Genomic DNA, 21,378 nt, shown 5'->3' with positions numbered 1-21,378 from the left:
AGCCTTGCGTGCGACCCCGGCAATCAGCCTCCAGGTCGCGAAGCGGCTTCGCTCGACCCTCTGCCCCCAGGCATGTGTAGTGTCCGTCCTATATTGCTGATCTCGCAGGCATGAACAGCGATCCCGAAAGGATGAGGGGGAAGCGTGTACCATCGCGCACCCTTGTCGAGACGCACACGAACGCACCGGATCGGGTGATGCAAGAAATTTCTCCCGGCCGTTTGCCGCAAGCGCGGGGTCGCCATCTCGCTGTGTGGTCGCAACTCGACGAAATACCGATGGATTCGATGCATCGATCATGCTGACCAAACATTTCCTGTTCTTCTTCGGCATGCTCGGCGCCTTCAATGGTATCGGCGCGGCATCGTTTCTCTGGTGGCAGTCCAAGGGCAAACCCACGCAGCGTTGGCTGTCGCTGCTGATCCTGGTGGTCGGTGTGCGAACGGGAAAATCCGTGGCCTTTCATTTCTGGCCGGGTATTCCCAAGATCGTCATCCAGATCGGCCTGACCGCCTGTTTCCTGATCGGGCCGTGTCTGTTTTTTCTGGTGCGCTCAAGCCAGGGCGATACTCCCGGCCCCGGGCGGGCAGACCGTTGGCACATCGCCGGGTTGCTGTCCGTCGCCGTCGCCGTGAACGTGTTCTTGCCCTACGCCGACCATGTCGACCTGTGGCAACAGGTCATCACGCCGGGTATCACCTATTCGTGGCTGGGCTATCTCCTGCTTGCCACCTCGCAGGTCTACCTCCATCGCAAGGGGCATCCAGGGACGCCATCTGACCCGCTGCTGTTGGGAGCGGTGGTGGGCGCCTGGTTCATCTGGATCGCGTATTACACCTCCGGCTACACCTCCTACATCGTCGGCGCGCTGTCCTTCACCTTCGTCCTCGCTGCGAGCGTCCTGGTTTATCTGCGCCTGCGGTCTGGCCAGGCCCCGATCGAGCCCTATCAGGATCGGCGGATTCCCGATTCCGAGGCCGCCGCACAGCTGCAGGCGCTGGCCGAGTTGATGACGCGTGAGCGGTTGCATCTGGACCCCGGATTGACCCTGCCCCGCCTCGCTCGCCGCCTCGGCATGCCCAAGACCCGGCTGTCGCAGCTGCTGAATGACAACAACCAGACGTCGTTCAAACAGTACCTGGCGCAACTGCGCGTAGTTGAGGCGAAGGCGTTGCTGCGACAGCTCCCCCCGAAACCGCTCGAAGTCGTGGCCCAGGAAGCAGGCTTCCAATCGATGTCGACCTTCCACAGCGCATTCAAAAAGCTGCAGGGGGCCACGCCAGCGGCGTTCCGGGCGGACAAAACCGACTCCGAGAAGCGATTCCAGCACTCCTGAGAGACATTGCAACACATTGATTTGAAAGAGATCCAATAGTGTGCTGGCTCCTCCCTACGAGCCAGCGCTCATGCACACACCCCGCGTCATCCGATCCATCGCGGTACTCATGCTGTCGGCCTGGCTGGGCGGCATTTCCAACGCTCATGCCGCCCATGACATCGCCGGGTATGTCGCCGTCGACCGTCCGCTGACCGACACGCCCGCAGAGCGGGCTGGCACGGTCGAACCCATCGCGCAGACCAACGTCCGGGCGTCCGCCCGCGGCAGTGCCCCCGGCAGCGGGGGGCGCATCCTGTTCATCCTCGCCAGCAGCAAGGTCCACGGGACATCGACTCTCCCGGCCAGCATCAGCTTCGGCGAGGTCGTGAATGCGTGGGACACGTTTCACGCAGCGGGGTATTCGGTGGACTTCGCCTCGCCCGATGGCGGGGCCGTGCCGATCCTCGACAGGTATGTCAGCGAGGACATGGAGGCCCGTCTGCAGGACGACCGCATCATGAACGGGCTGCGGAATACCGCCACACCCGCGCAGGTCGACCCCTCCCGATACCGCGCGGTGTACTACGTCGGGGGTAGCAATGCCATCTACGGCGTGCCCGAGCACCCCGTCCTGCAGAACATCGCCATGCACGTTTACGAGCGCAATGGCGGGGTGATCTCGGCCGTCTGTCACGGCACGGCGGGGATCGTGAACCTCAAGCTCGCCAACGGCCAGAACCTGGTCGCAGGCAAGCGCATCACCGGATTTCCCGAAGAACACGAAGAGCAGGACGCTGCCTACTTCAAGGAATTCCCATTCCTGATCCGGAAAACGGTCGAGTCCCGCGGTGGCTCGTTCCATGTACTGGCCGGCGACCAGCCGAACACGCAAGTCGACGGCAGGGTGGTGACAGGCCAGAACTACGCGTCCGCGACGCAGGTGGCGGAAGCCGTTGTCGACATCCTTCGCAAACTGGCCGAACCAGGCCGCGACGCAGCGAACGGCTGAATCTTCCGGAATATCGTCAATTGCCAGGCGGTTTCGAACCGCAATCACGCACTCAATCAAACCCGGGACAACAATGAAAATATCGATCCGATCCGCCGTTTTCGCAGGCGCTCTCCTCCTCCTTCTTTCCACCTCTGCCATGGCACAAAGCACCGAGCGCGATGCGGTTGATCAAGTCATGCAGAAGATGATGCGCGCATTCGAAACGGGCGACGCCAATCTGGCGTTTGAAGTACTCAGGAGAGACGGCATGGTGCTCGGCTACTCGGCATCCAGAGGCGCCGTGGTCGCGCAAACCACGGAAGAATGGGCCAAGGGATTCCAAGGCAAGCCGGCCGACGACGAGGCCCAGCGCACGCGCAGCTACGAAATCGTGGATGTGAACGAAAACGCTGCGGTCGTCAAAGTGATGCTGGATTATCCCAAGTGGATCGGGCTGGACTACCTTGCGTTGTCGAAGATCGACGGAAAATGGATGATCGTGAGCAAATCGTGGAGCGGTCAAACTAAGCCGTAAGCACCGCAGCGCGGCTCACAAGCCCACCGCTTCGCGCCGGGCAACGCGCCAGATGGAATGTTGTTGGCGCGCCCTTTGCGCGACGGTGGGCTGTTTTAATGGCCCGAATGAAGCGGTTCCCCACTATGTGGACACCTGCCGCTTGGCATCAGATCCCATACTCCGGCAACGCCATCTCATCCTTGAAGTAGCGCCCCATCAGGATTCTCGGGAATACCGGAAGGCGCATCAGGAGCGTGGCATAGTCACGAACCCGCACGCCTAGCGCAGTTCGTGGGACAAATGAGGCCGCCAGGCTTTCCGCGTGCTTCTGCTTGCGAGCGACGACCGCCTTCAGGCGCGTCTGGTACCGGGCGGTGGCTGCTCCGGTGTCACCGCCATGTCGATGCAATTCGCCAGCAAGCACGTAGGCCTTCGCCAGTGCGAAGCCCGCACCCTCTCCCGCGATGAGGGAAGGGCAGGCCGCGGCGTCGCCGATCAACGCGACCCTGCCCTTGGCCCATGCATCCATGCAGATCTGACTGATGCTGTCGAAATAGATGTCTTCTACCTGCCCGACTGCCGACAGGATGGCAGCCGATTCCCAGCCGATGTCGGCGAGCGCGCCAGTCAACGCCGCCTTGCGCTCGAGATGGTTGGTGGGAGCCCGCCCCTTTAGGTGCTCGTCCCGCAGCAACACGAAAAAGAGCATTCGATCGTCGCGCATCGGGAAGCGGGCCACGTACCGGCCGGGCGCTGTGTGCGCCACGTAGGCATTGCCGTTGCGAGGCCGGTAGCCGGCGACCTCGAACGAAGCGACGTGGCATCCCATCGGATACTCGAACCTGGCGTCAGGCCCGAAGACGAGCTGGCGAACGCGCGAGTGCAAACCGTCAGCACCAATCACGAGGTCGACTTCCCGCGGCGTCGAATGCTCGAACTCCACCCGCACCCGCGTCCCGTCATCGTCGATCGCGGTGACGCCGTCGCCGAACAGCGTCTCCACCCGGCCATCCAATGAACCGTAGATGGCCGCGGCAATGTCGGATCGCGCCAGCGTGGCCATGCGTCCTTTGGCGAGCTTCAACAGGACGCTGGAGGGGTACCCGCCACGGGTTCGCCCCGACCGGTCCACCATGCGCAACTCGTCGGAGTGGTGCTGCAGTTCCAGCAGTCGTGGCAGCAGACCCATCCTTTCCAGAGCGTCGTATCCGATGCCCCAGAGGTTGACCACGAACCCGCCGGTGCGCAGCTCGGGCGCACGCTCCACCAGCAACACCTCGTGGCCCAACTTGCTCAGCCAGTACGCGAGCGCCGTACCTGCAATCCCGGCTCCGTTGATGGCCACCTTCATTGATGCATTTCCCTCTGGGTCGAGTGGAAGCGAGTTCGCGTGGGTCGCGTAGGCGGTTCCGGTGATCGACGTATAACCGAGCCCCGCGACCGGCGCCAAGGCCAGCCCACAGCGTTCCTTGGTGCTCTTCGACGATGTCCGCTTGGGGTCGGCCGATGCCGCCCGCAAACCACTACCGCACGCTCAATTGGGGTCGGAGCCCGCTGCAAGTTGCTCCAGGATCATCCAGGCGGCCTCGACGCGATCAGGGATTGGATAACTCCGGTTTGCCAGCATGACGATGCCGATCTTCCTGGCGGGTACGAACGCCACGTAAGTGGCGAAGCCGCCGGTCGATCCCGTCTTGTTAAAGAGGCGCTGTCCGTCTGCGGTCTGGTCTGCCAGCCGATAGGCGGGCTGCGGATCGAAAAGCATCTCCCTGGCGTTACCACCGAGCAGCCACTCGCGCGAGACCGGATACGGATACTGTTCCCACCCGAGGCCCTGCACCAGAGGCCCCGCGCGGAAGTATCCGATCTGCGTTGCTTCGACGGCACGACGCATCTGCGGCTCGAGCGTACCGGGGTCGATGTTCCCCTGGACGAAGCGAATCAAGTCCGACACCGTCGTCTTGACGCCGTAGGCCTCCTCGTCGAGCGGACCCTTGTTCACGCGGACTGGCCTGCCCTCGCGGTAACCCCACGCGTAGTCCGCCATCCTGTCGTCTGGTACGTGAATGAAGCTGTTCGCCATGCCGAATGCGCGGAATACCGATGATTGCATCAACGTCGCAAAATCGTCATTCATTGCGCTGGCCGTAACAAGCCCGAGCAGGCCCGGACTTGCGTTGGAGTACTCACGCCGTGTGCCCGGAGGAGCCAGCGGCTTCCAATTGCGGAAGTAAGTCATCGTCTCCACCTCTCCCGTCACTTCTTCAGGGAACTGCAGCGGCAGCCCGCCGGCAGTGTAGGTGCCCAAGTGGAGCAACGTGGCTTGGTCGATCGGCTTGCCTTTCAATTGGGACAGGTACTTGCCCGGATGGTCGTCCAGGGACAATTTGCCGGTGACTTGCGCGTATGCGGCCAGCGTTGTGGTGAAGACCTTGCTGACGGAGCCGATCTCGAACAGTGTTGTTTCCGTTATCGGTACGTTGGTCTCCTTCGAGGCGACACCATACGTAAAGACATAGGGCTGACCATCGAGGATCAGCCCGATAGCCATGCCGGGGATGTCATTCTCGGACATCAAGGGCAGGATCGCGGCGTCAACGGCGGTGCGGACGCGGGAGGTGTCTTCGACGGCTGAAACAGCTACAGGAAATAGGCAAGCGAAGACGAGCAGCAGCGTCCTAGCGACAAGGGATTTGGATGACACGCTCATCGTGTGTCCCCACTCTGTGGCCACATCGGGCGACGTGAGATCGATTGTGCTTGGGACATCATGGGATTCGATTCTTGGCATTCAGTGGTCTCGCTGAGTGTAGGGCAGCAGCTTGTGCGGCCTAACGCCTGAACTAAGCCGAGCCGCGAAGCGGTCTGGGCTTGAATGAATTGTTTTGGCGCGAGGCTACGACGCCAGGCCGGCGACCAGCAAGCTCGCCGAAGATCAGCCCAGGGCAAACACAGATTGGAGCACGAGGAGCGGCTGGGGCGAGCTGTTCCAGGCGACCACCGATCGCCGATACTGCAGCCCCCTACTTCGCGCGCGCCAAAATGACCCTGTTCCGTCCTCTGACTGCTTGCTGCCTGTTGCTGCTTTCCACCTGCGCACTCGCTGCCGAACCGGTGCTGCCACAGCTGAAGGCCTACGAGACGGAAGACAGCTGGCGGCAGCCCGTGCCGTCGTTCGCTCTCGCGGACAACAGCTGGTACATCGGCACCCAGGCACTGAGCGCGGTGTTGGTGAAGACGCCGCAGGGCGCGGTGTTGATCGATGGCGGCCTTCCGCAGGCCGCGAACATGTTGTTGCTGCGCATGCACGAACTCGGTGTGCAGCCCGGCGACCTCAAGCTGATCCTCAACGGCCATGCGCACATCGACCACGCCGGCCCGATCGCGGAATTGAAGCGGGCCACCGGCGCGCGCGTGGTCGGCAATGCCGAAACGGCCGTGTTGCTGGCGCGCGGCGGCAGCGACGACATCCATTTCGGCGAAGGCCTCGCATTTTCGCCGGTGAGCGTCGACCGCATCGTCATGGACGGCGAGGTCGTGGAGTTGGGTGGCGTGCGTTTCACCGCGCATTTCACGCCGGGCCATACGCCGGGCAGCATCAGCTGGACCTGGGACGACCGTCGCGACGCCAAGACGCTGCGCGTCGCCTACGTCGATAGCCTCAGCGCACCGGGCTACCGGTTGATAGACAACCCGCGCTACCCGCATCTCGTTGACGACTACCGCCGCACTTTCGCGACGGTGCGCGCACTGCCCTGCGACCTGCTGCTGACGCCGCATCCCGACGCCAGCGGCTGGGCGCCGGCGGCGACCGCAGCGCCGCATGCCAATCCGATGACATGCCGCGACTACGCAGACAGTGCCGAACGCAAGCTCGACGCCGAGCTCGAGCAGCAGCGCGAAGGTCAGCGCTGATTCGGTGGCAGCGAAATAGGGAATCGGGTGACGGGAAAACTCACCGTCACCTAGGCACTTGATCGCAATGATCGGGACGGCCGGATCTGAACCGACGACCCTCTGCCCCAGGCATGGGTCGCGCCCAGGCTATATCACTGATCTAGAAAGCCTTTCCGGCCTGCCCTGCCCTGACGAATCGCGCAATTCCGACCATTGCGGATCAACGACATGCAGCGCAGTAGGGTGACGCGAACGGGACTTCCTTGAGGCTTAGCGATGGCGGACGACTCCCGCGACCTCGGTCAACGGAACCGGACGACGAGCCTCGTCGACGGGATGGCGCCCGCTTGGTACCAGACGTCCGCTTCGGATTGCGGGTTCAACGTGCGCGTCTTCCACCGTTGCGTTGCGTAGTCGCGCGACTTTGCGGGAACTCCGGGAAGGTCTCCGCTATCGGCGCCGCATCCGGCAAGATGTAGAACACCCCGCCCCGCTCGAACGTCGGACGGATGATCTGCTCGTAAAACTCGGGCGAGACGTTGATGCAGCCATGAGTGACGCGGTTGTCGTCCGGCGAAGGCGATGCAAGGCGTTCGGCGCGTCTCTCGGCCGGGACGCCAGTAGCGGTAGGGTGGATGGAGACCGCGGAATCGTAGTCCACCCACAGCACGCGCCCAGCGTCGATTGACGGACCGAAACCGCCCACAAAGCGACCAGCAGGTGTCGTGCGATCCCGGCCCGGAATCTCGCGAAGCGCGAGACCGGCGATGCCGGGCGCCGTATGATCGCCGATCGCCGAGCCAAAGAGCCCAGGTGCCGCGCCGCGAAGCCGGCCGTCGCCGCCGAACACCAAGATCTGTGCGGCGGCCTTGTCTATGACCGCGAACGGATAGCCTTGGCTGTCCTTGGCGGCGACAACCCAGCCCGCGAGCTCAATCACCGTGCCGGATACATCTTGGCCTCGCGGAAGCTGGTCGACGGCGGCGACCGGTTGCGCGGCGGTATCCTCGGCGCTGGCCACGCCGAAGCTCGCGAACGTCAGCGCCAGCACCAGCGCACCATGAACGGCCCGGATCGCAGGGTGTGTGCAAGTACGGATGGGACGATTCCTTAGAACGAAGACTGGGCGAAGATTAAGGAGCCCGGTGGCCAGCAAAGGCCACCGGATTCACGGTTCAGACCGCTCGTCGCGAATTGTGCAAGAGCGACTAACCGCGCGGCACGCGGCGCGGCGCCGCTTCGAGCCTCTGGACGCGGCCTTCCATTTGATCCAGCCGTTGGTTGGCCTGCTGTGCGGACTGATTGGCGGATTCGGCGCTCTGGGCCGCGTTCTGCACCTTCGTGTCGATCTGATCGAGACGTGAGTTGATCCCTGCAAACTCGTCATCGTAGGTGGCGCAGGAGGCAAGGCCCAGGGCGACGATCGCCACGCCGAGCGTTCGCGCCATCACCTGATGTTGCTTGGTCAGAAACATTCCAATACTCCTTCGTCTGGGGGTATCGGAAATATAGCCGCCTTTTTGCCGGAGTCATGACCCGCCTTCAGCTGACGTTGGGAAACGTAGCTGGATTGTGAAGATGTGGCAGCAACTAGTGAGAGTTGCGACTTGAATCACAGTCTCCACGAAAACTCGCAGCCTTGATCGACTATCACAACCTTATCCGCAGTTACTGCCCTTATTCAGATGAATAGTAGACCTTAATAAGCGAGCCGTTTTGCACCGGCCGACCTTCAGAGACTTCTTCGACTCCTCCCAATTCATCAGCAACGAACGCCATACCAGCCCCTCCATTGCGTCTAGGCGGGCACCGGCTAATGTCATTTGCGTGCGGAGTTCGAGATGAACTTCCTTCCTTAACTCCGAGATGCGATCCCTGTGTTTCTCGCCAGAATCGTGCCGCAGCTGTTCATTCAATCAGTTTAGGCTGCTCCGATTTGATAGAACAACACCAGCCAGAGCGATGAAAGACGCGACAACCCCCGGCCAAACAATCGTCGGAATGCTCAGTGCAGTTGCTGCGGCTTCTGCGGGCATGTTGGTCCCAAGGTCAAACACCTGAGTTGATGCGAGCCGGGAAGCAGCGTCGGTTTGAATGAATTGCTGGTCCTATGTGTTGGCAATAAAACAAAGACAGAAGACCGACGCCAGAACGAAAGCAGCCAGGCCTAACCAGTTCCAGACCCAGCTCCACAGAAGGACTCTGAATTGCGGTGGAGGCTCATTTTTCTCCGCCTCGTCCCGGCGCTTGATCTCTCGATACTGAGCTAAGAACGTGCTCAGTACGGCAAACAGTACGCCAATCAAATAAGAAGAATTGGCGCAACTGCCCACCTGGGCTCAGGCAGCACCGGAACGCCGTCAAGGCGGATTCCAGATAAGGAAATCATGGGCTCACGCGCGGCACGCCCTTAGCCGCGTGAGCCGATACCGACGTGCGTACGGGCGCCCCGAGGCGATGCCTCTTACGTCCTCACCGGACGACGCCATGGGCGTGCCCGGACTGCTTCTTCCAGAAGCCCTCCAGACCGCTGTACGCCATCCAACTCACCTACATGATTCCATCGCTACAGCGGTGGTACATGCGAAGAATGGCGCTCAAGTTCTTCGGCGGTGAATGCCATGAAGCGGTCGGGTTTGAAGTCAATCGGGTTGATTACCAATCGACGAACTTTGATGGTTGCCCCCTGACCGCGCGGTCCCAGAACGTGCTCCGCCCCCCGAAGAATGGCCAAGCGAGCCATCTCGATCAGCTCCGGATCGGAATCAGGCGGCTGAACCCGATCCACCTCCACGACGGTGTGCGGCTCACGAAGCAACTCGAGGTCCGCCTCACAGATGACGACATGGCTGCCGCCACTCGCCATTTGGCTGACCTTCCCAACGTTGAGTTGCATGCGTGGTGTGGTGCCTAACGCCTGAATTGAGCACGCAACATAGCCCACCCTGACCAGGGGACCAAGACGACGAAGGAATAGAAGGAATAGGGTGAGTGACGGGCCGACACACCGTCACTTAACTCGTTGATCGCAATGGTCGGGACGGCCGGATTTGAACCGACGACCCTCTGCCCCCCAGGCAGATGCGCTACCAGGCTGCGCTACGCCCCGACGTGTTGCGATTGCCCGCCATTCCGGCGGCCCCGCTGTGAAGCGGGCGGCAAGTATAGCCTGAGTTTCGGTGATCCCAACCACCTTGCGCGCATTGATTGCGACGTCGAAGCGAATTGGTTGAGCGAACGGGCTGGACGACCTGGCCAAGTAAGCCCGGTGTGTGTGAGCCCTGCGTCACCAGACGACCTGCTGCACCACACTGCCTACTGCACCGCAAGGTGCAGTGCCGGCATCGACGCTACTTGCTTAGCCACATTGGCCCAGTGACGCTGGCTTAGTGAAGTGGCTTGGCGACACTGGCTTGACGACGCCGGCAACGTCCCGGGCTTGGCGACGCGGGCTCAGCGACGCAGCAGCTGCAGTACTTCTTCCAGCTCCATCCGCACCTGGCGGATGATCTGCGAGCTCAGCGCCGATTCGTCGCGACCTGCTTCGCCTTCCAGGCGCAGTCGAGCGCCGCCGATGGTGTAGCCCTGCTCGTACAGCAAGCCGCGGATCTGCCGCACCATCAGCACTTCGTGGCGCTGGTAGTAGCGACGGTTGCCGCGGCGCTTGACCGGGTTCAACGAGGGAAACTCGGTCTCCCAGTAACGCAACACGTGCGGCTTGACGTCGCACAGCTCGCTGACCTCACCGATGGTGAAGTAACGCTTCGCCGGGATCGGCGGAAGTTCGCGGTTACTGCCCGGATCCAGCATAGGCTTCCACGCGCTCCTTGAGCTTTTGGCCCGGGCGGAAGGTCACGACCGTCCGCGCCGAGATCGGAATTTCCTCGCCGGTCTTCGGGTTGCGGCCCGGCCGCTGGTTCTTGCGGCGCAGGTCGAAATTGCCGAAGCCCGACAGCTTTACCTGCCGGCCGTGCTCGAGCGCTTCGCGCAGGGCGTCGAAGAACGAATCGACGAATTCCTTCGCTTCGCGCTTGTTGAGGCCGACCTCATCGAACAAACGTTCGGCCATTTCAGCCTTGGTCAGTGCCATCCGTTTCCCCCTGTGGAAACCCTTGGAAAAGTGCGGCCACGGATGGCCGGAGCTCGACGCACGCGCCTAGCCCCGAATCACCGCGCCGTGGTCGCGCTGCAACGCGGCCATCACCGCCGTCACTGCTGCGTCCACGTCACGATCTGTGAGCGTGCGTGATTCTTCCTGCAGAATCAAGCCCATAGCCAGACTCTTGAAGCCGGTTTCGACGCCCTTGCCCTGGTACCGGTCGAACAGCACGAGGTCCCTGAGCGACGCCCCAGCGGCACCCCGGACGCTGGCAGCCAACTCGCCCCAGGCCACCGTCTCGGCGACCACGAACGCCAGGTCGCGTCGGACCGAGGGGTACTTGGACTGCGATCCGGCCCGCGTGATCGCGCGCGCCAGCAGCGGGTCGAGGTCGAGCTCCAACGCCACCACGTCGACATCCAGGCCCAGCGCCTGCTGGAGGCGCGGGTGCAGCTGGCCGATCCAGCCCAGCCTCACCTCGCTGCCATCGCCGGCGATGCGCCAGACGTCAGCCGAACGGCCGGGATGGGCCCAGCCGGGCTGGCTCGGTCGGTAGTCCAGACGGGCACCGGCAAGCGCGGCGAGGCTGTCGAGGTCGCCCTTGATGTCGTGGAAGCCGACCGGGCGCCCGTCCAGCGACCATTGTTCGGCGGCTGCCGTGCCGCAGGCCACGCCCGCGACGCGCAAGGTGTGCAGCGGCGCATCGCCGGCGACGGCGTGGAACACGTTGCCCAGCTCGAACAGGCGCACGCGCGTCTGCTGTCGCGCGGCATTGCGCGACAGCGCCGCCACCAGGCCGGGCAGCAACGAGGTGCGCATCACGCCCAGCTCGGTGCTCAGCGGGTTGGCCAGTGCCACCGCGCCGTCGGTGACACCCCACTGCTGCAGCAGGTGGGCGTCGACGAAGGCGTAGTTGATGGCTTCCAGGTAATCGCGCGCGGCAAGCTGGCGACGCACGGTGGCAGCGTCCACACGTCCCTCACTCGGCGCGACCAGGCGCGCGGCGCCGGCCGGCAAGGTGGTCGGAATGCGGTCGTAGCCGTGGATGCGCGCGACCTCTTCGACCAGGTCTTCCTCGATGGCGATATCGAAGCGGCGACTGGGTGGCGTGACGCTCCAGCCCTCCGCGGTGCTGGACACCGCCAGACCGAGGGCGCGCAGGATGCGTTCGACCTCGGCATCGGCGACGGCCAGACCAAGCACCCGTGCGAGTCGATTGCGGCGCAGCACGATCGGCTGGGGCTGCGGCAAGTGCTCGGGCAGCGCGGCTTCGACGACCGGACCGGGTTTGCCGCCGGCGGCATCGAGGATCAGCTGCGTGGCGTACTCGATCGCAACGCGTGGCAGCTCGGGATCGACGCCGCGCTCGAAGCGGTGGGCGGCATCGGTGTGCAGGCCGAGCTTGCGGCCGCGCCCGATGATGGCCTCGGGCGCGAAGTGCGCTGCCTCGAGGAACACGTTGCGGGTGGTCTCGGTGACGCGCGTGTTCAGGCCGCCCATGACGCCGGCCAACGCCACCACGCGATCGGCATCGGTGATCGCGAGGAACTGTTCGTCCAGCGCGGCTTCGCGCCCGTCGAGCAGCGTCACGGCCTCGCCCTTGCGTGCACGACGAACGCCAATCGGCCCGGTGAGGGTGTCACGGTCGAACGCGTGCATCGGCTGACCGAGCTCGATCATCACGTACTGGGTCACGTCGACCAGCAACGACAGTGGGCGAATGCCACTGCGGCGCAGGCGCTCGGCCATCCACACCGGCGTCGGCGCGGCGGCATCGACGCCCTCGATCACGCGCCCGCAATAACGCGGCGCATCGCCGGCGGCGTTGAGCTCCACCGACACGCTGGCGTCGATTGCGGCTGCGACCGGCGCAGCGGCGAAGGCCGCAACTTCGCTGCCGGAGGCGGCGGCGACGTCGAAGGCGATGCCGCGCACGCCGAAACAGTCGGCGCGGTTCGGGGTCAGCTTGATCTCGATGCTGGCATCAGGCAGCGCGAGGAACTGGGCCAGCGCCGCGCCCACCGGCGCATCGGCCGGCAACTCCAGCAGGCCCGAGGCATCGGGATCGACGCCCAATTCCTTGGCCGAGCAGAGCATGCCGAACGACTCGACACCGCGCAGCTTGGCGGCCTTGATCTCGATGCCGCCGGGCAATGCGGCGCCGACCTGTGCCAGCGGCGCCTTCAACCCGGCGCGCGCATTGGGCGCTCCGCAGACGATCTGCACGAGGCCGTTGCCCGTGTCGACCTGACAGACCTGCAGGCGGTCCGCCTCGGGGTGCTTCTCGGTGCTGACGATGTGCGCGACCACGACACCGTCGAGCGATTCGCCCAGCGCCGTCACGTCCTCGACCTCAAGCCCGATGGCAGTCAGGGTCGCGACGAGTTCATCGCGGCTGGCGGTGGTCGGCACATGCTGGCGCAGCCAGTTTTCGGAGAATTTCATGGATTCGAAGCCGGAAATGGGGGTTCGGGACTCGGTGGGGCCAGCACCGGCGGGGGCCTGAGCTGGCTGACTCCTGCCGATCGTTCGGGTTGGGCATCGGGCGGAACTGACCCCGAACTTCCCACCCCGAATCTCGCCTCAGGCGAACTGCCTGAGGAAGCGCACGTCGTTCTCGAAAAAGCTGCGCAGATCGTCGACGCCGTAACGCAGCATCGCAAAGCGCTCGACTCCCAGGCCGAACGCGTACCCGGTGTACTTCTCCGGGTCGATGCCGACGTTGCGCAGCACGTTCGGGTGGACCATGCCGCAGCCCAGCACCTCGAGCCAGCGCGTCGAGCCGTCCGGCTGCTGCCAGGCGATGTCGACTTCGGCCGAGGGTTCGGTGAACGGGAAGTAGCTCGGCCGGAAGCGCATCTCGAAATCGCGCTCGAAAAACGCGCGAACGAACTCGGCCAGGGTGCCCTTGAGGTCGGCGAAACTGGCGTGCTCGTCCACCAGCAGACCTTCGACCTGGTGGAACATCGGCGTGTGGGTCTGGTCGCTGTCGCTGCGGTAGACCTTGCCCGCCGCGATCATGCGCAGCGGCGGCTGGTTTCCGCTGGCGATGATGTCCTGCATGTAGCGCACCTGCACACCCGAGGTGTGCGTGCGCAGCAGGCGTCCGTCATCGAAGTAGAAGGTGTCGTGCATCGCGCGCGCCGGATGGTGCGGCGGGAAGTTCAGCGCCTCGAAGTTGTGCCAGTCGTCCTCGATCTCGGGACCATCGGCAAGTTCGAAGCCGAGCCGGCCGAAGATGTCGGCGATGCGCTCGAGGGTGCGGCTGACCGGGTGCAGCCCGCCACGCGCACCGTGGATGCCCGGCAGGGTGACGTCGATCGATTCGGACGCCAGGCGGGCGTCGAGCGCGGCATCGTCGAGCGCCGACTTGCGTTCGGCCAGCGCCGCGCCAAGGGTGTCGCGTGCCTTGTTGATCGCCTCGCCCGCGGTCTTGCGCTGGTCCGGCGGAAGCGTGCCGAGCTGCTTGAGCTGGGCGGTGACGCTGCCGGACTTGCCGAGCAGGGATACGCGCAGCGCCTCGATCGCATCGGGGCTGTCGGCGCCGGCGATGTCCGCCATGGCCTGCTGCGTCAGTGATTCGATTCCACTCATTCGCTATCGAACCTCGAGAACCTGGCCCCGCTTCCGGAGGCCGGAAAAAGCAATGGGGAAGGACTTGCGCCCTTCCCCATGCGTGTACCTAGTTGTCCGACGCCGATGGCAGCATGCGCGAGGCAGGCTGCCGGGCAGTCGAAAAACTTACGCCGCGAGCGCGCTCTTCGCCTTCTCGGACAGCGCGGCAAAACCCGCCGCGTCGTGCACGGCGATGTCGGCCAGCACCTTGCGGTCGAGGGTGATGCCGGCCTTGAGCAGGCCGTTCATGAAGCGGCTGTAGCTCATGCCGTTGATGCGGGCAGCCGCGTTGATGCGGGTGATCCACAGCGAACGGAAATTGCGCTTCTTCTGCTTGCGGCCGATATAGGCGTACTGCAGTGCCTTGGTGACCGCCTGCTTGGCGACGCGGAAGACCTTGCGGCGGGCGTGGTAGTAGCCCTTGGCCAGCTTGAGGATCTTCTTGTGGCGACGACGCGCCTGCACACCACGTTTAACTCGTGCCATGGGTCAGTCTCCTCAGGCGTAGGGAAGCATGCGATCGATACGGCCGGCGTCTTCTGCGCGGACGTGGTTCGTCTGTCGCAGGTTGCGCTTCCGCTTGGTCGCCTTCTTGGTGAGGATATGGCTACGGTTTGCGTGGCCGCACTTGTACTTGCCGGAGGCCGTCTTGCGGAAGCGCTTGCCTGCCGCCCGGCTGCTCTTGATCTTGGGCATTGCGAATGTCCTTTCGGGGTTATGTCACTGGCCTGGGCGGTGGCTTGCGCCACGCTTTCCGTCCTGCCCTTGCCGGCTATAAGTCATTGATCCCAAACGGAATCAGCAACCGGTCCTGAATGTTGCGTGCTGCAGACCCGGCGAACCGGGCCGCGCATTATGCCGGGACTTGGAAGTCCATGCAAATCAGCGCCTTAACGGGCGGATCTCTCGACCACCCTGCCCGCCGCGGCCGCCAGCCGCATGGACCGGCACACGCTTCGCCCCGGCAATGACGGGAGCGAAGCGGCGACTGACGAGGCCCCGGGACCCATGGCCAACCGGCGCCAGCAAAAAGGACCGCCGAAGCGGTCCTTCCTGGCCTTGTTCAGGTCTTCTTCTTCGGCGCGATCATCATGACCATCTGCCGCCCTTCCAGGCGCGGGCGCGACTCGATGACGATGTCCTCGCCCAGGTCGGCCTCGATGCGTGCCGCCATCTGTCGGCCAAGCTCCTGGTGGCTCATCTCGCGGCCACGGAAGCGGATGTTGACCTTGACCTTGTCACCCTCTTCCAGGAAGCGGCGCATGTTGCGCAGCTTGATCTGGTAGTCGCCTTCGTCGGTGACCGGGCGGAACTTGAGTTCCTTGATCTCGACCTGCTTCTGCTTCTTCTTGGCCGCGTTGGCCTTCTTCTGGGCATCGAACTTGAACTTGCCGAAGTCCATGATGCGGCAGACCGGCGGATCGGCGTTGGGCTGGATCTCGACGAGGTCCATGCCCTCGTCCTGGGCCATTGCCAACGCCTCATCGCGCGTCAACACGCCGATCATCTCGCCATCACTGCCGATCACGCGCACTCGCGGCACGCGGATTTCGTTGTTCTTTCGATTCGGCTTTTCGGGAGTACTGATGTTGCATTCTCCGGTATGGAACATGCCGGCCCCGAGCTAACGGGGCCGGGCCTTGTGTGCGCTGCCTGGCTTTACTGGACGCCCTCGTTGCGCAAACGCGAGGTGAACTCGGAGACGGTCATCGACCCCAAATCCTCCCCTCCTCGCGTGCGCACCGCGACCATGCCGTTTTCCTTCTCGCGGTCACCAACCACCAGCAGGTACGGCACGCGCTGCAGCGTGTGCTCGCGAATCTTATAGCCGATCTTTTCGTTCCGCAAATCGGCCTGGACGCGGAATCCTTGATTTGCAAGGGATTTCCGCGTTTCCTCGACGTAGTCGCCCTGCGCGTCGGTGATGTTCATCACCACTGCCTGCACGGGAGCCAACCAGGCCGGGAACTGCCCGGCATGGTGCTCGATCAGGATGCCGATGAAGCGTTCCATCGAGCCCACGATGGCCCGGTGCAGCATGACCGGGTGGCGGCGCTGGCTGCTCTCGTCGACGTACTCGGCGCCCAGGCGGCCGGGCATCATGAAGTCGACCTGCATCGTGCCCAGCTGCCAGGTGCGGCCGATTGCGTCCTTGAGGTGGTACTCGATCTTCGGTCCGTAGAACGCGCCCTCGCCCGGCAGCTCTTCCCATTCCACGCCGGCCGAACGAAGCGCCGAACGCAGGGCGTCCTCCGCCTTGTCCCAGGTGGAGTCGTCGCCCAGGCGCTTGTCCGGGCGCAGCGCGATCTTGATCTGGATGTCGCCGAAGCCGAACGCGCCGTAGACATCGAGCGCCTGCTGGTGGAACGCGCTGACCTCGGCCTCGATCTGGTTCTCGGTGCAGAAGATGTGCCCGTCGTCCTGGGTGAATCCGCGCACACGCAGGATGCCGTGCAGCGCGCCGGAGGGCTCGTTGCGGTGGCAGGCACCGAACTCGCCGTAGCGGATCGGCAGGTCACGGTAGCTGTGCAGGCCGTGGTTGAAGACCTGCACGTGGCCCGGGCAGTTCATCGGCTTGAGCGCGTAGGTGCGCTTTTCCGACTCGGTGAAGAACATGTTCTCCTGGTAGTTGTCCCAGTGGCCGGACTTCTGCCACAGCGACACGTCCAGGATCTGCGGGCAGCGCACTTCCTGGTAGCCGCTGTCGCGGTAGACGCGGCGCATGTACTGCTCGACGACCTGCCAGATCGACCAACCCTTGGGATGCCAGAAGATCAGGCCCGGTGCTTCCTCCTGCAGGTGGAACAGGTCCTGCTGGCGCGCGATCTTGCGGTGGTCGCGCTTCTCGGCCTCTTCGAGCTGGGTCAGGTAGGCCTTGAGGTCCTTGTCGTTGAGCCAGGCCGTTCCGTAGATGCGGCTCAGCATCTGGTTGTTGCTGTCGCCGCGCCAATAGGCACCGGCCACCTTCATCAACTTGAACGCGCGCAGCTTGTCGGTCGCCGGCACATGCGGGCCGCGGCACAGGTCGGTGAACTCGCCCTGGCTGTACAGCGACAGGTCCTCGGCCGCGGGGATCGAGGCGATGATCTCGGCCTTGTAGGCCTCGCCGATGCCCTGGAAAAACGCCACGGCGTCGTCGCGCGATTTCACGCTGCGGCTGACCGGCAAGGCTTCCTTGACGATCTTGAGCATCTCGGCCTCGATGGCCGGCAGGTCTTCGGGCGTGAACTGGCGCTCGTAGGCGAAGTCGTAATAGAAGCCGTTGTCGATGACCGGGCCGATGGTGACCTGTGCGCCCGGAAACAGGCGCTGCACGGCCTGGGCCAGCAGGTGGGCGGTGGAGTGACGCAGCACCTCGAGCGCATCGGGGTGCTTGTCGGTGACGATCTCCAGCGAGGCGTCGCCGTCGATGCGATAGCTGGCATCGACCAGAGTGCCGTCGACCTTGCCAGCCAGCGCGGCCTTGGCCAGGCCCGCACCGATCGACATGGCGATCTCGGCCACGGTCACGGGGTTGTCGAACTCACGGCGGCTGCCGTCGGGTAGCGTGATTGCAATCATGGGTCTGGGTTTTCTGGACGTTTGTGAACGGCGTCAGCCGCGAACCGGTTCGCCTGCAGCGGCGCGAACCGCTCCCAGGAGCCGAAGGACAACAAAAAGGCGCCACGAGGGCGCCAGCGGGATGCGGAAGCCTCGGGGGTTTCTAGCGTTGGGCGGTGGTAGTGCTCATGTCACACGCTCGGCCGGCGGTATTGCCGCGGGCCACCTCGGGCTCGGTCGCGGCCGGATGCCACGATCAGGGCTCCCATGGTTGGCGACGCGGCGGGCCAAGTCAACGGCCCGATGCCGCCCCGGTCCATCCGACCACACCCGGCAGCGCGTCGGCCGCCGCCGGGGTAGCACGCCGTCAGCGCCCACGGACCAACCGCGACCGACGGTGGGCACGGCCAGCGGCATTGGCCGCCAGACCGGCGCTACCGCCCACGCCGTTCAGACATCGAACCACGGCGAAGGTGTCTAGTTCGGCCGGAACTGCCGGTCGGCGACGATCTGTCGGATCACGCGGGTCACGCTGACGAACGCCGGGGGCCGGGTGTTCTGCACGACGAAATGCCACGAGTCATCGCCAAACCGGAGGTCCAGCTCCTCGCGAGACCCGCCTTCGACCGACTCGTCGACGCTGATCTGCTCCAGCTCCAGCAGGCCGCTGTCGAGCACGGCACCGGAAAGCCGCGACAACTCGTCTGCACCGAGCTGGCCCAGGTGCTGCCACTGGCTGTTCCATTGCTGGCCGGGCACGCACTCGGCCAGGTTCTGCGAGTAGTCCAGCGCGCCATCGGCACCGACCCGCATGCGCTCGTTGCCCAGGCAACCCGGCTGCAGGCTGATTCGCCGGAATTCGAGCTCGAGGGCCATCAATCGATGCTCCACTCGTTACGGGTGATGTCCGGCGCGGTCATGCTGCCCAGCGCCTCCCAGATCGTCAGGTAATGGCGCGGCAGGACATCGACGCCGTTGGCCATCACGCTCGAGGTCCGGTCGCCCCACTGGTCTGGCGGCGCGACACCGGCGGCCTGCGCCAGCTGGACGAACGCCGTCTGCTTGTCGCCGAGCAGGCCCGTGGTGTGGTTGTCGTACTCGTCGGGCATGCCCAGTGCGTGGCCGAACTCGTGCGCGTCCGGGGCGAAACGGTTGCCGGTGTAGGTGCCTTCGAAGGTGGTACTGGGCGCAAGTTCGACCTTGCGGTTGGCCGCATCGTTGGGTGCGCCGGTGGGGCCGAGGCCGGCGATTACCATCGGCTGCGGGACCCCGGCTGCGCGCAGTTCGCTGGCCACTGCCTCGGCACGCCGAAGCGACAGTGTCCGGTTGTCCGTCGCGCCTCCCTCGGCGCTGGCAAATCCATTGAGGACCATCGGCACCGCGGGGTCGGAAGGGTTCTTGGCCTTCATGGCGTCGGCCAGCGTGAGCAGGCGCGCGCGATCGGCCGCCTCGACCGTGTCGCTGCCCCTGGCGAACTGCACCGGCGAGGCGGTGGCACTGGCGACGGCGCGCTCCAGCCGTTGCCGTTCCGAGCGCGCAACGTCGGTGCTCATGCGGTTGTTCAGGTCCGTGGTGTCCAGCGAATCCAGATCGCCGGTCCCCTGCCAGCCGGGTGTCCCGGGATTGCGCGCGCGGAATGCCGATCCGCGGAAGGTGTTGGTCTTGTGCACGGTCACGTTGAAATGCGCATCGGCCACGTCGTCGACCACTCGCGGCGTGACATGCGGTCGCGCGGTGAACGGCCAGCAGGCCTTCGTCGAGCGGAACGTGTGGGCGAACGACCACTGGCTCGACACGCGCTGCACGTAGTCGGTGGCGAACTGGGTCTTCTCGGCCTCGGTCCAGAAGAACTGGCTGATGTCCTGCCCGGCCATGGCCATCTGCATCAGCACGTTCAGCGTGGGCGTGTTGTCGGCCTGCACGTAGTTGAACTTCATCTTGACGATCGCGGCCATCAGCGAGACGTCCGGCCAGTAGTACGCATCGAACTTGCCGTAGCCCGCCGACGGGCGGAAATCCAGTGCCGAGAACGAACGCGCGCCAAAGCGCGATTTGCGCTCCTCCTCCTCGACCGTGGTGCAGGCATTCGGGCCGGTCGGCAGGGCCGGACCGACACCGGCCGGAACACCGGCGTCCGTCGGTCCTGCCTCCGCCGGCGCGGCATCGGTCACGCCCGCGTCCATGCCGGTGCTGGCGTCCATTCCCGTGCCGGCATCCATGCCGGTTTCGGACTCGGCGCCTTCGTTCTCGCGCAGGAACTGCGGCATGCCCACGGCGTTGCCGGTGCCTGGCGGTGGTGCCGGTTCGGTTTCGGCCTGCGATTCCGAGTTGCGTGGTCGGCGGGAATACACGATTGACCTCCTTGTGATCGGTCAGCGCGGTCGTGCCGGCAACGACGACCGGTACCGAGCGCGCCCGTCGATCGCCGGCGCTGGCGGGGCGATTGTCACCGCGCCGTGCTCTTGCCCGTGGCAAGGCGTTGCGCCAGCGCTTCGTAGGACACGCTGCCATCGACGAGTTCCGGGAACAGGTGCTCCAGCAACGGTTGCCACTGCGCGAAGGCTTCGTCGTTGTCCGGCGCCGATTCGAGCGCATGCAGCATGCCGACCAACGGCTGCAGGGTGGCCGACGGCATCAGTCCGCCGGCGCCGAGGCGTCGCGCGAACTCCTGCATCGCCGCAGCCGCATCGCCATCCTCACGCGCAAACGCATCCAACGCCGGCACGAACCGGTCGACGTGCATGCCCTCGATGGAGGGAACACCTACGAACAGCCGTTGCAACAGCGCGCGCGCGCGTTGCTCCTGGCCGTCGTCGGCCGACGGTGAAGCGTCGGCGTCCGTCCGATTGGTAATGGGTACCGCAACGTCGAAGCGACAGCCGTCGACGCAGGCGCGATCGAAGCAGGCATTGGCCAGCAACGCGCCCCGGAAATCGGCGCCGGTCAGGTCGGCATCGGCGAAATCGGCGCCCTCCAGGTCGGCACCGCGGAAATCGGCGTCGTGCAGGTGCGCGCCGAGCAGCATCGCGCCGCGCAGACTCGCACCGCGGAAACCTGCGCCATCGGCCAGTGCGCCGGACAGATCGGCATGGTCGAACACGGCGCGGGCGAACTCGCTCTGGTGCATGTGCGCCGATGTCAGTCGGGCGCGCGAGAAGTCGACGGCCTCGGCGCTGCACTCCTCGATGCGCGCCCCGGCGAGCTGCGCGCCCTGCAGGTTTGCACCGTCCAGCTCGACCAGCCGCATCACCGCATCGGAAAGGTCCGTGTCGGAAAGGTCTGCACGGCGGAGTTCGCAGTTCTCCAGCCGGAGGCCCCGCAAGTGGCAGCCGGCCTGTTGGACGGCGCCGCAGCGGGTATTGCGCAGGCGTTGGCCTGCCATGAGAACAGGATGGGCCATG

At 64.7% G+C, this 21,378-nt stretch carries 20 protein-coding genes and 1 tRNA gene; 4 read left to right on the top strand and 17 right to left on the bottom strand.

Annotated elements, in window-relative coordinates:
• The first annotated feature begins 298 nt into the window (after positions 1–298).
• The 3 genes from EER27_RS02020 (at position 299) to EER27_RS02010 (ending at position 2,844) form a co-directional block, all read left to right on the top strand.
• The gene (locus EER27_RS02020) at positions 299–1,336 is read left to right on the top strand and encodes a helix-turn-helix domain-containing protein (RefSeq protein WP_123086340.1); all 1,038 of its coding nucleotides are present in this window, start codon (positions 299–301) and stop codon (positions 1,334–1,336) included.
• Positions 1,337–1,406: 70 nt separating this feature from the next.
• Positions 1,407–2,327, top strand: coding sequence for a type 1 glutamine amidotransferase domain-containing protein (locus tag EER27_RS02015; protein WP_123086339.1), 921 nt, complete (start codon positions 1,407–1,409; stop codon positions 2,325–2,327).
• A 73-nt stretch (positions 2,328–2,400) separates the two neighbouring features.
• Positions 2,401–2,844, top strand: a complete 444-nt coding sequence (locus EER27_RS02010) for a nuclear transport factor 2 family protein (RefSeq protein ID WP_123086338.1) — start codon at positions 2,401–2,403, stop codon at positions 2,842–2,844.
• A gap of 148 nt (positions 2,845–2,992) precedes the next feature.
• Here the strand turns inward: EER27_RS02010 and EER27_RS02005 are convergent, their stop codons facing one another.
• Positions 2,993–4,177 carry an FAD-binding domain gene (locus tag EER27_RS02005; protein WP_123086337.1) on the bottom strand — a complete coding sequence of 395 codons (1,185 nt, stop codon included), beginning with the start codon at positions 4,175–4,177 and terminating at the stop codon, positions 2,993–2,995.
• Positions 4,178–4,360: 183 nt separating this feature from the next.
• Positions 4,361–5,536, bottom strand: a complete 1,176-nt coding sequence (ampC, locus tag EER27_RS02000; RefSeq protein ID WP_190285599.1) for a class C beta-lactamase — start codon at positions 5,534–5,536, stop codon at positions 4,361–4,363.
• Between the two features lie 332 nt (positions 5,537–5,868).
• Here ampC and bla point away from each other — a divergent pair, with 332 nt between their 5' ends.
• Positions 5,869–6,741: a subclass B3 metallo-beta-lactamase gene (gene bla / locus EER27_RS01995; protein ID WP_123086335.1), complete on the top strand. Its 873-nt coding sequence runs from the start codon at positions 5,869–5,871 to the stop codon at positions 6,739–6,741.
• 361 nt (positions 6,742–7,102) lie between these two features.
• Here bla and EER27_RS01990 read toward each other — a convergent pair whose 3' ends face one another.
• The 15 genes from EER27_RS01990 to EER27_RS01920 all read right to left on the bottom strand — a co-directional run bounded on the left by EER27_RS01990 (position 7,103) and on the right by EER27_RS01920 (position 21,377).
• Positions 7,103–7,771, bottom strand: a complete 669-nt coding sequence (locus EER27_RS01990; RefSeq protein WP_123086663.1) for a L,D-transpeptidase — start codon at positions 7,769–7,771, stop codon at positions 7,103–7,105.
• 160 nt (positions 7,772–7,931) lie between these two features.
• On the bottom strand, positions 7,932–8,198 hold the full coding sequence (locus EER27_RS01985; RefSeq protein ID WP_123086334.1) for a hypothetical protein: 267 nt from the start codon (positions 8,196–8,198) through the stop codon (positions 7,932–7,934).
• A gap of 1,091 nt (positions 8,199–9,289) precedes the next feature.
• Positions 9,290–9,619, bottom strand: a complete 330-nt coding sequence (locus tag EER27_RS16795; protein ID WP_148040891.1) for a hypothetical protein — start codon at positions 9,617–9,619, stop codon at positions 9,290–9,292.
• A gap of 136 nt (positions 9,620–9,755) precedes the next feature.
• A tRNA-Pro gene (locus tag EER27_RS01975) sits at positions 9,756–9,832 on the bottom strand.
• 344 nt (positions 9,833–10,176) lie between these two features.
• Complete coding sequence (locus tag EER27_RS01970) at positions 10,177–10,533, bottom strand: MerR family transcriptional regulator (protein ID WP_123086332.1); 357 nt, start codon at positions 10,531–10,533, stop codon at positions 10,177–10,179.
• Positions 10,514–10,813: an integration host factor subunit alpha gene (gene ihfA, locus EER27_RS01965; protein ID WP_123086331.1), complete on the bottom strand. Its 300-nt coding sequence runs from the start codon at positions 10,811–10,813 to the stop codon at positions 10,514–10,516. The genes EER27_RS01970 and ihfA overlap by 20 nt, the downstream gene beginning before the upstream one ends.
• A 66-nt stretch (positions 10,814–10,879) precedes the next feature.
• Complete coding sequence (pheT, locus tag EER27_RS01960; protein WP_123086330.1) at positions 10,880–13,267, bottom strand: phenylalanine--tRNA ligase subunit beta; 2,388 nt, start codon at positions 13,265–13,267, stop codon at positions 10,880–10,882.
• A 138-nt stretch (positions 13,268–13,405) separates the two neighbouring features.
• Positions 13,406–14,416, bottom strand: coding sequence for a phenylalanine--tRNA ligase subunit alpha (pheS, locus tag EER27_RS01955; RefSeq protein WP_123086329.1), 1,011 nt, complete (start codon positions 14,414–14,416; stop codon positions 13,406–13,408).
• A 147-nt stretch (positions 14,417–14,563) separates the two neighbouring features.
• Positions 14,564–14,923, bottom strand: coding sequence for a 50S ribosomal protein L20 (gene rplT / locus EER27_RS01950; protein ID WP_123086328.1), 360 nt, complete (start codon positions 14,921–14,923; stop codon positions 14,564–14,566).
• 12 nt (positions 14,924–14,935) lie between these two features.
• Entirely contained in the window at positions 14,936–15,133 is a 198-nt protein-coding gene (rpmI, locus tag EER27_RS01945; RefSeq protein ID WP_123086327.1) for a 50S ribosomal protein L35, read from the bottom strand.
• A gap of 367 nt (positions 15,134–15,500) precedes the next feature.
• Positions 15,501–16,049 (bottom strand): translation initiation factor IF-3, encoded by a 549-nt coding sequence (gene infC, locus EER27_RS01940; RefSeq protein ID WP_123086326.1) that lies wholly within the window; start codon positions 16,047–16,049, stop codon positions 15,501–15,503.
• Positions 16,050–16,096: 47 nt separating this feature from the next.
• Positions 16,097–17,998, bottom strand: a complete 1,902-nt coding sequence (thrS, locus tag EER27_RS01935; RefSeq protein ID WP_123086325.1) for a threonine--tRNA ligase — start codon at positions 17,996–17,998, stop codon at positions 16,097–16,099.
• A gap of 456 nt (positions 17,999–18,454) precedes the next feature.
• Positions 18,455–18,853 (bottom strand): hypothetical protein, encoded by a 399-nt coding sequence (locus EER27_RS01930; protein WP_123086324.1) that lies wholly within the window; start codon positions 18,851–18,853, stop codon positions 18,455–18,457.
• Entirely contained in the window at positions 18,853–20,328 is a 1,476-nt protein-coding gene (locus EER27_RS01925) for an OmpA family protein (RefSeq protein WP_123086323.1), read from the bottom strand. The genes EER27_RS01930 and EER27_RS01925 overlap by 1 nt, the downstream gene beginning before the upstream one ends.
• Before the next feature lie 95 nt (positions 20,329–20,423).
• On the bottom strand, positions 20,424–21,377 hold the full coding sequence (locus EER27_RS01920) for a pentapeptide repeat-containing protein (RefSeq protein WP_123086322.1): 954 nt from the start codon (positions 21,375–21,377) through the stop codon (positions 20,424–20,426).
• Between the last annotated feature and the right edge of the window lies 1 nt (position 21,378).

This window comes from Montanilutibacter psychrotolerans (assembly GCF_003719825.1).
In the GTDB taxonomy this organism is placed as follows: Bacteria; Pseudomonadota; Gammaproteobacteria; order Xanthomonadales; family Xanthomonadaceae; genus Montanilutibacter; species Montanilutibacter psychrotolerans.
This window is presented reverse-complemented; position numbering and strand designations above follow the sequence as displayed.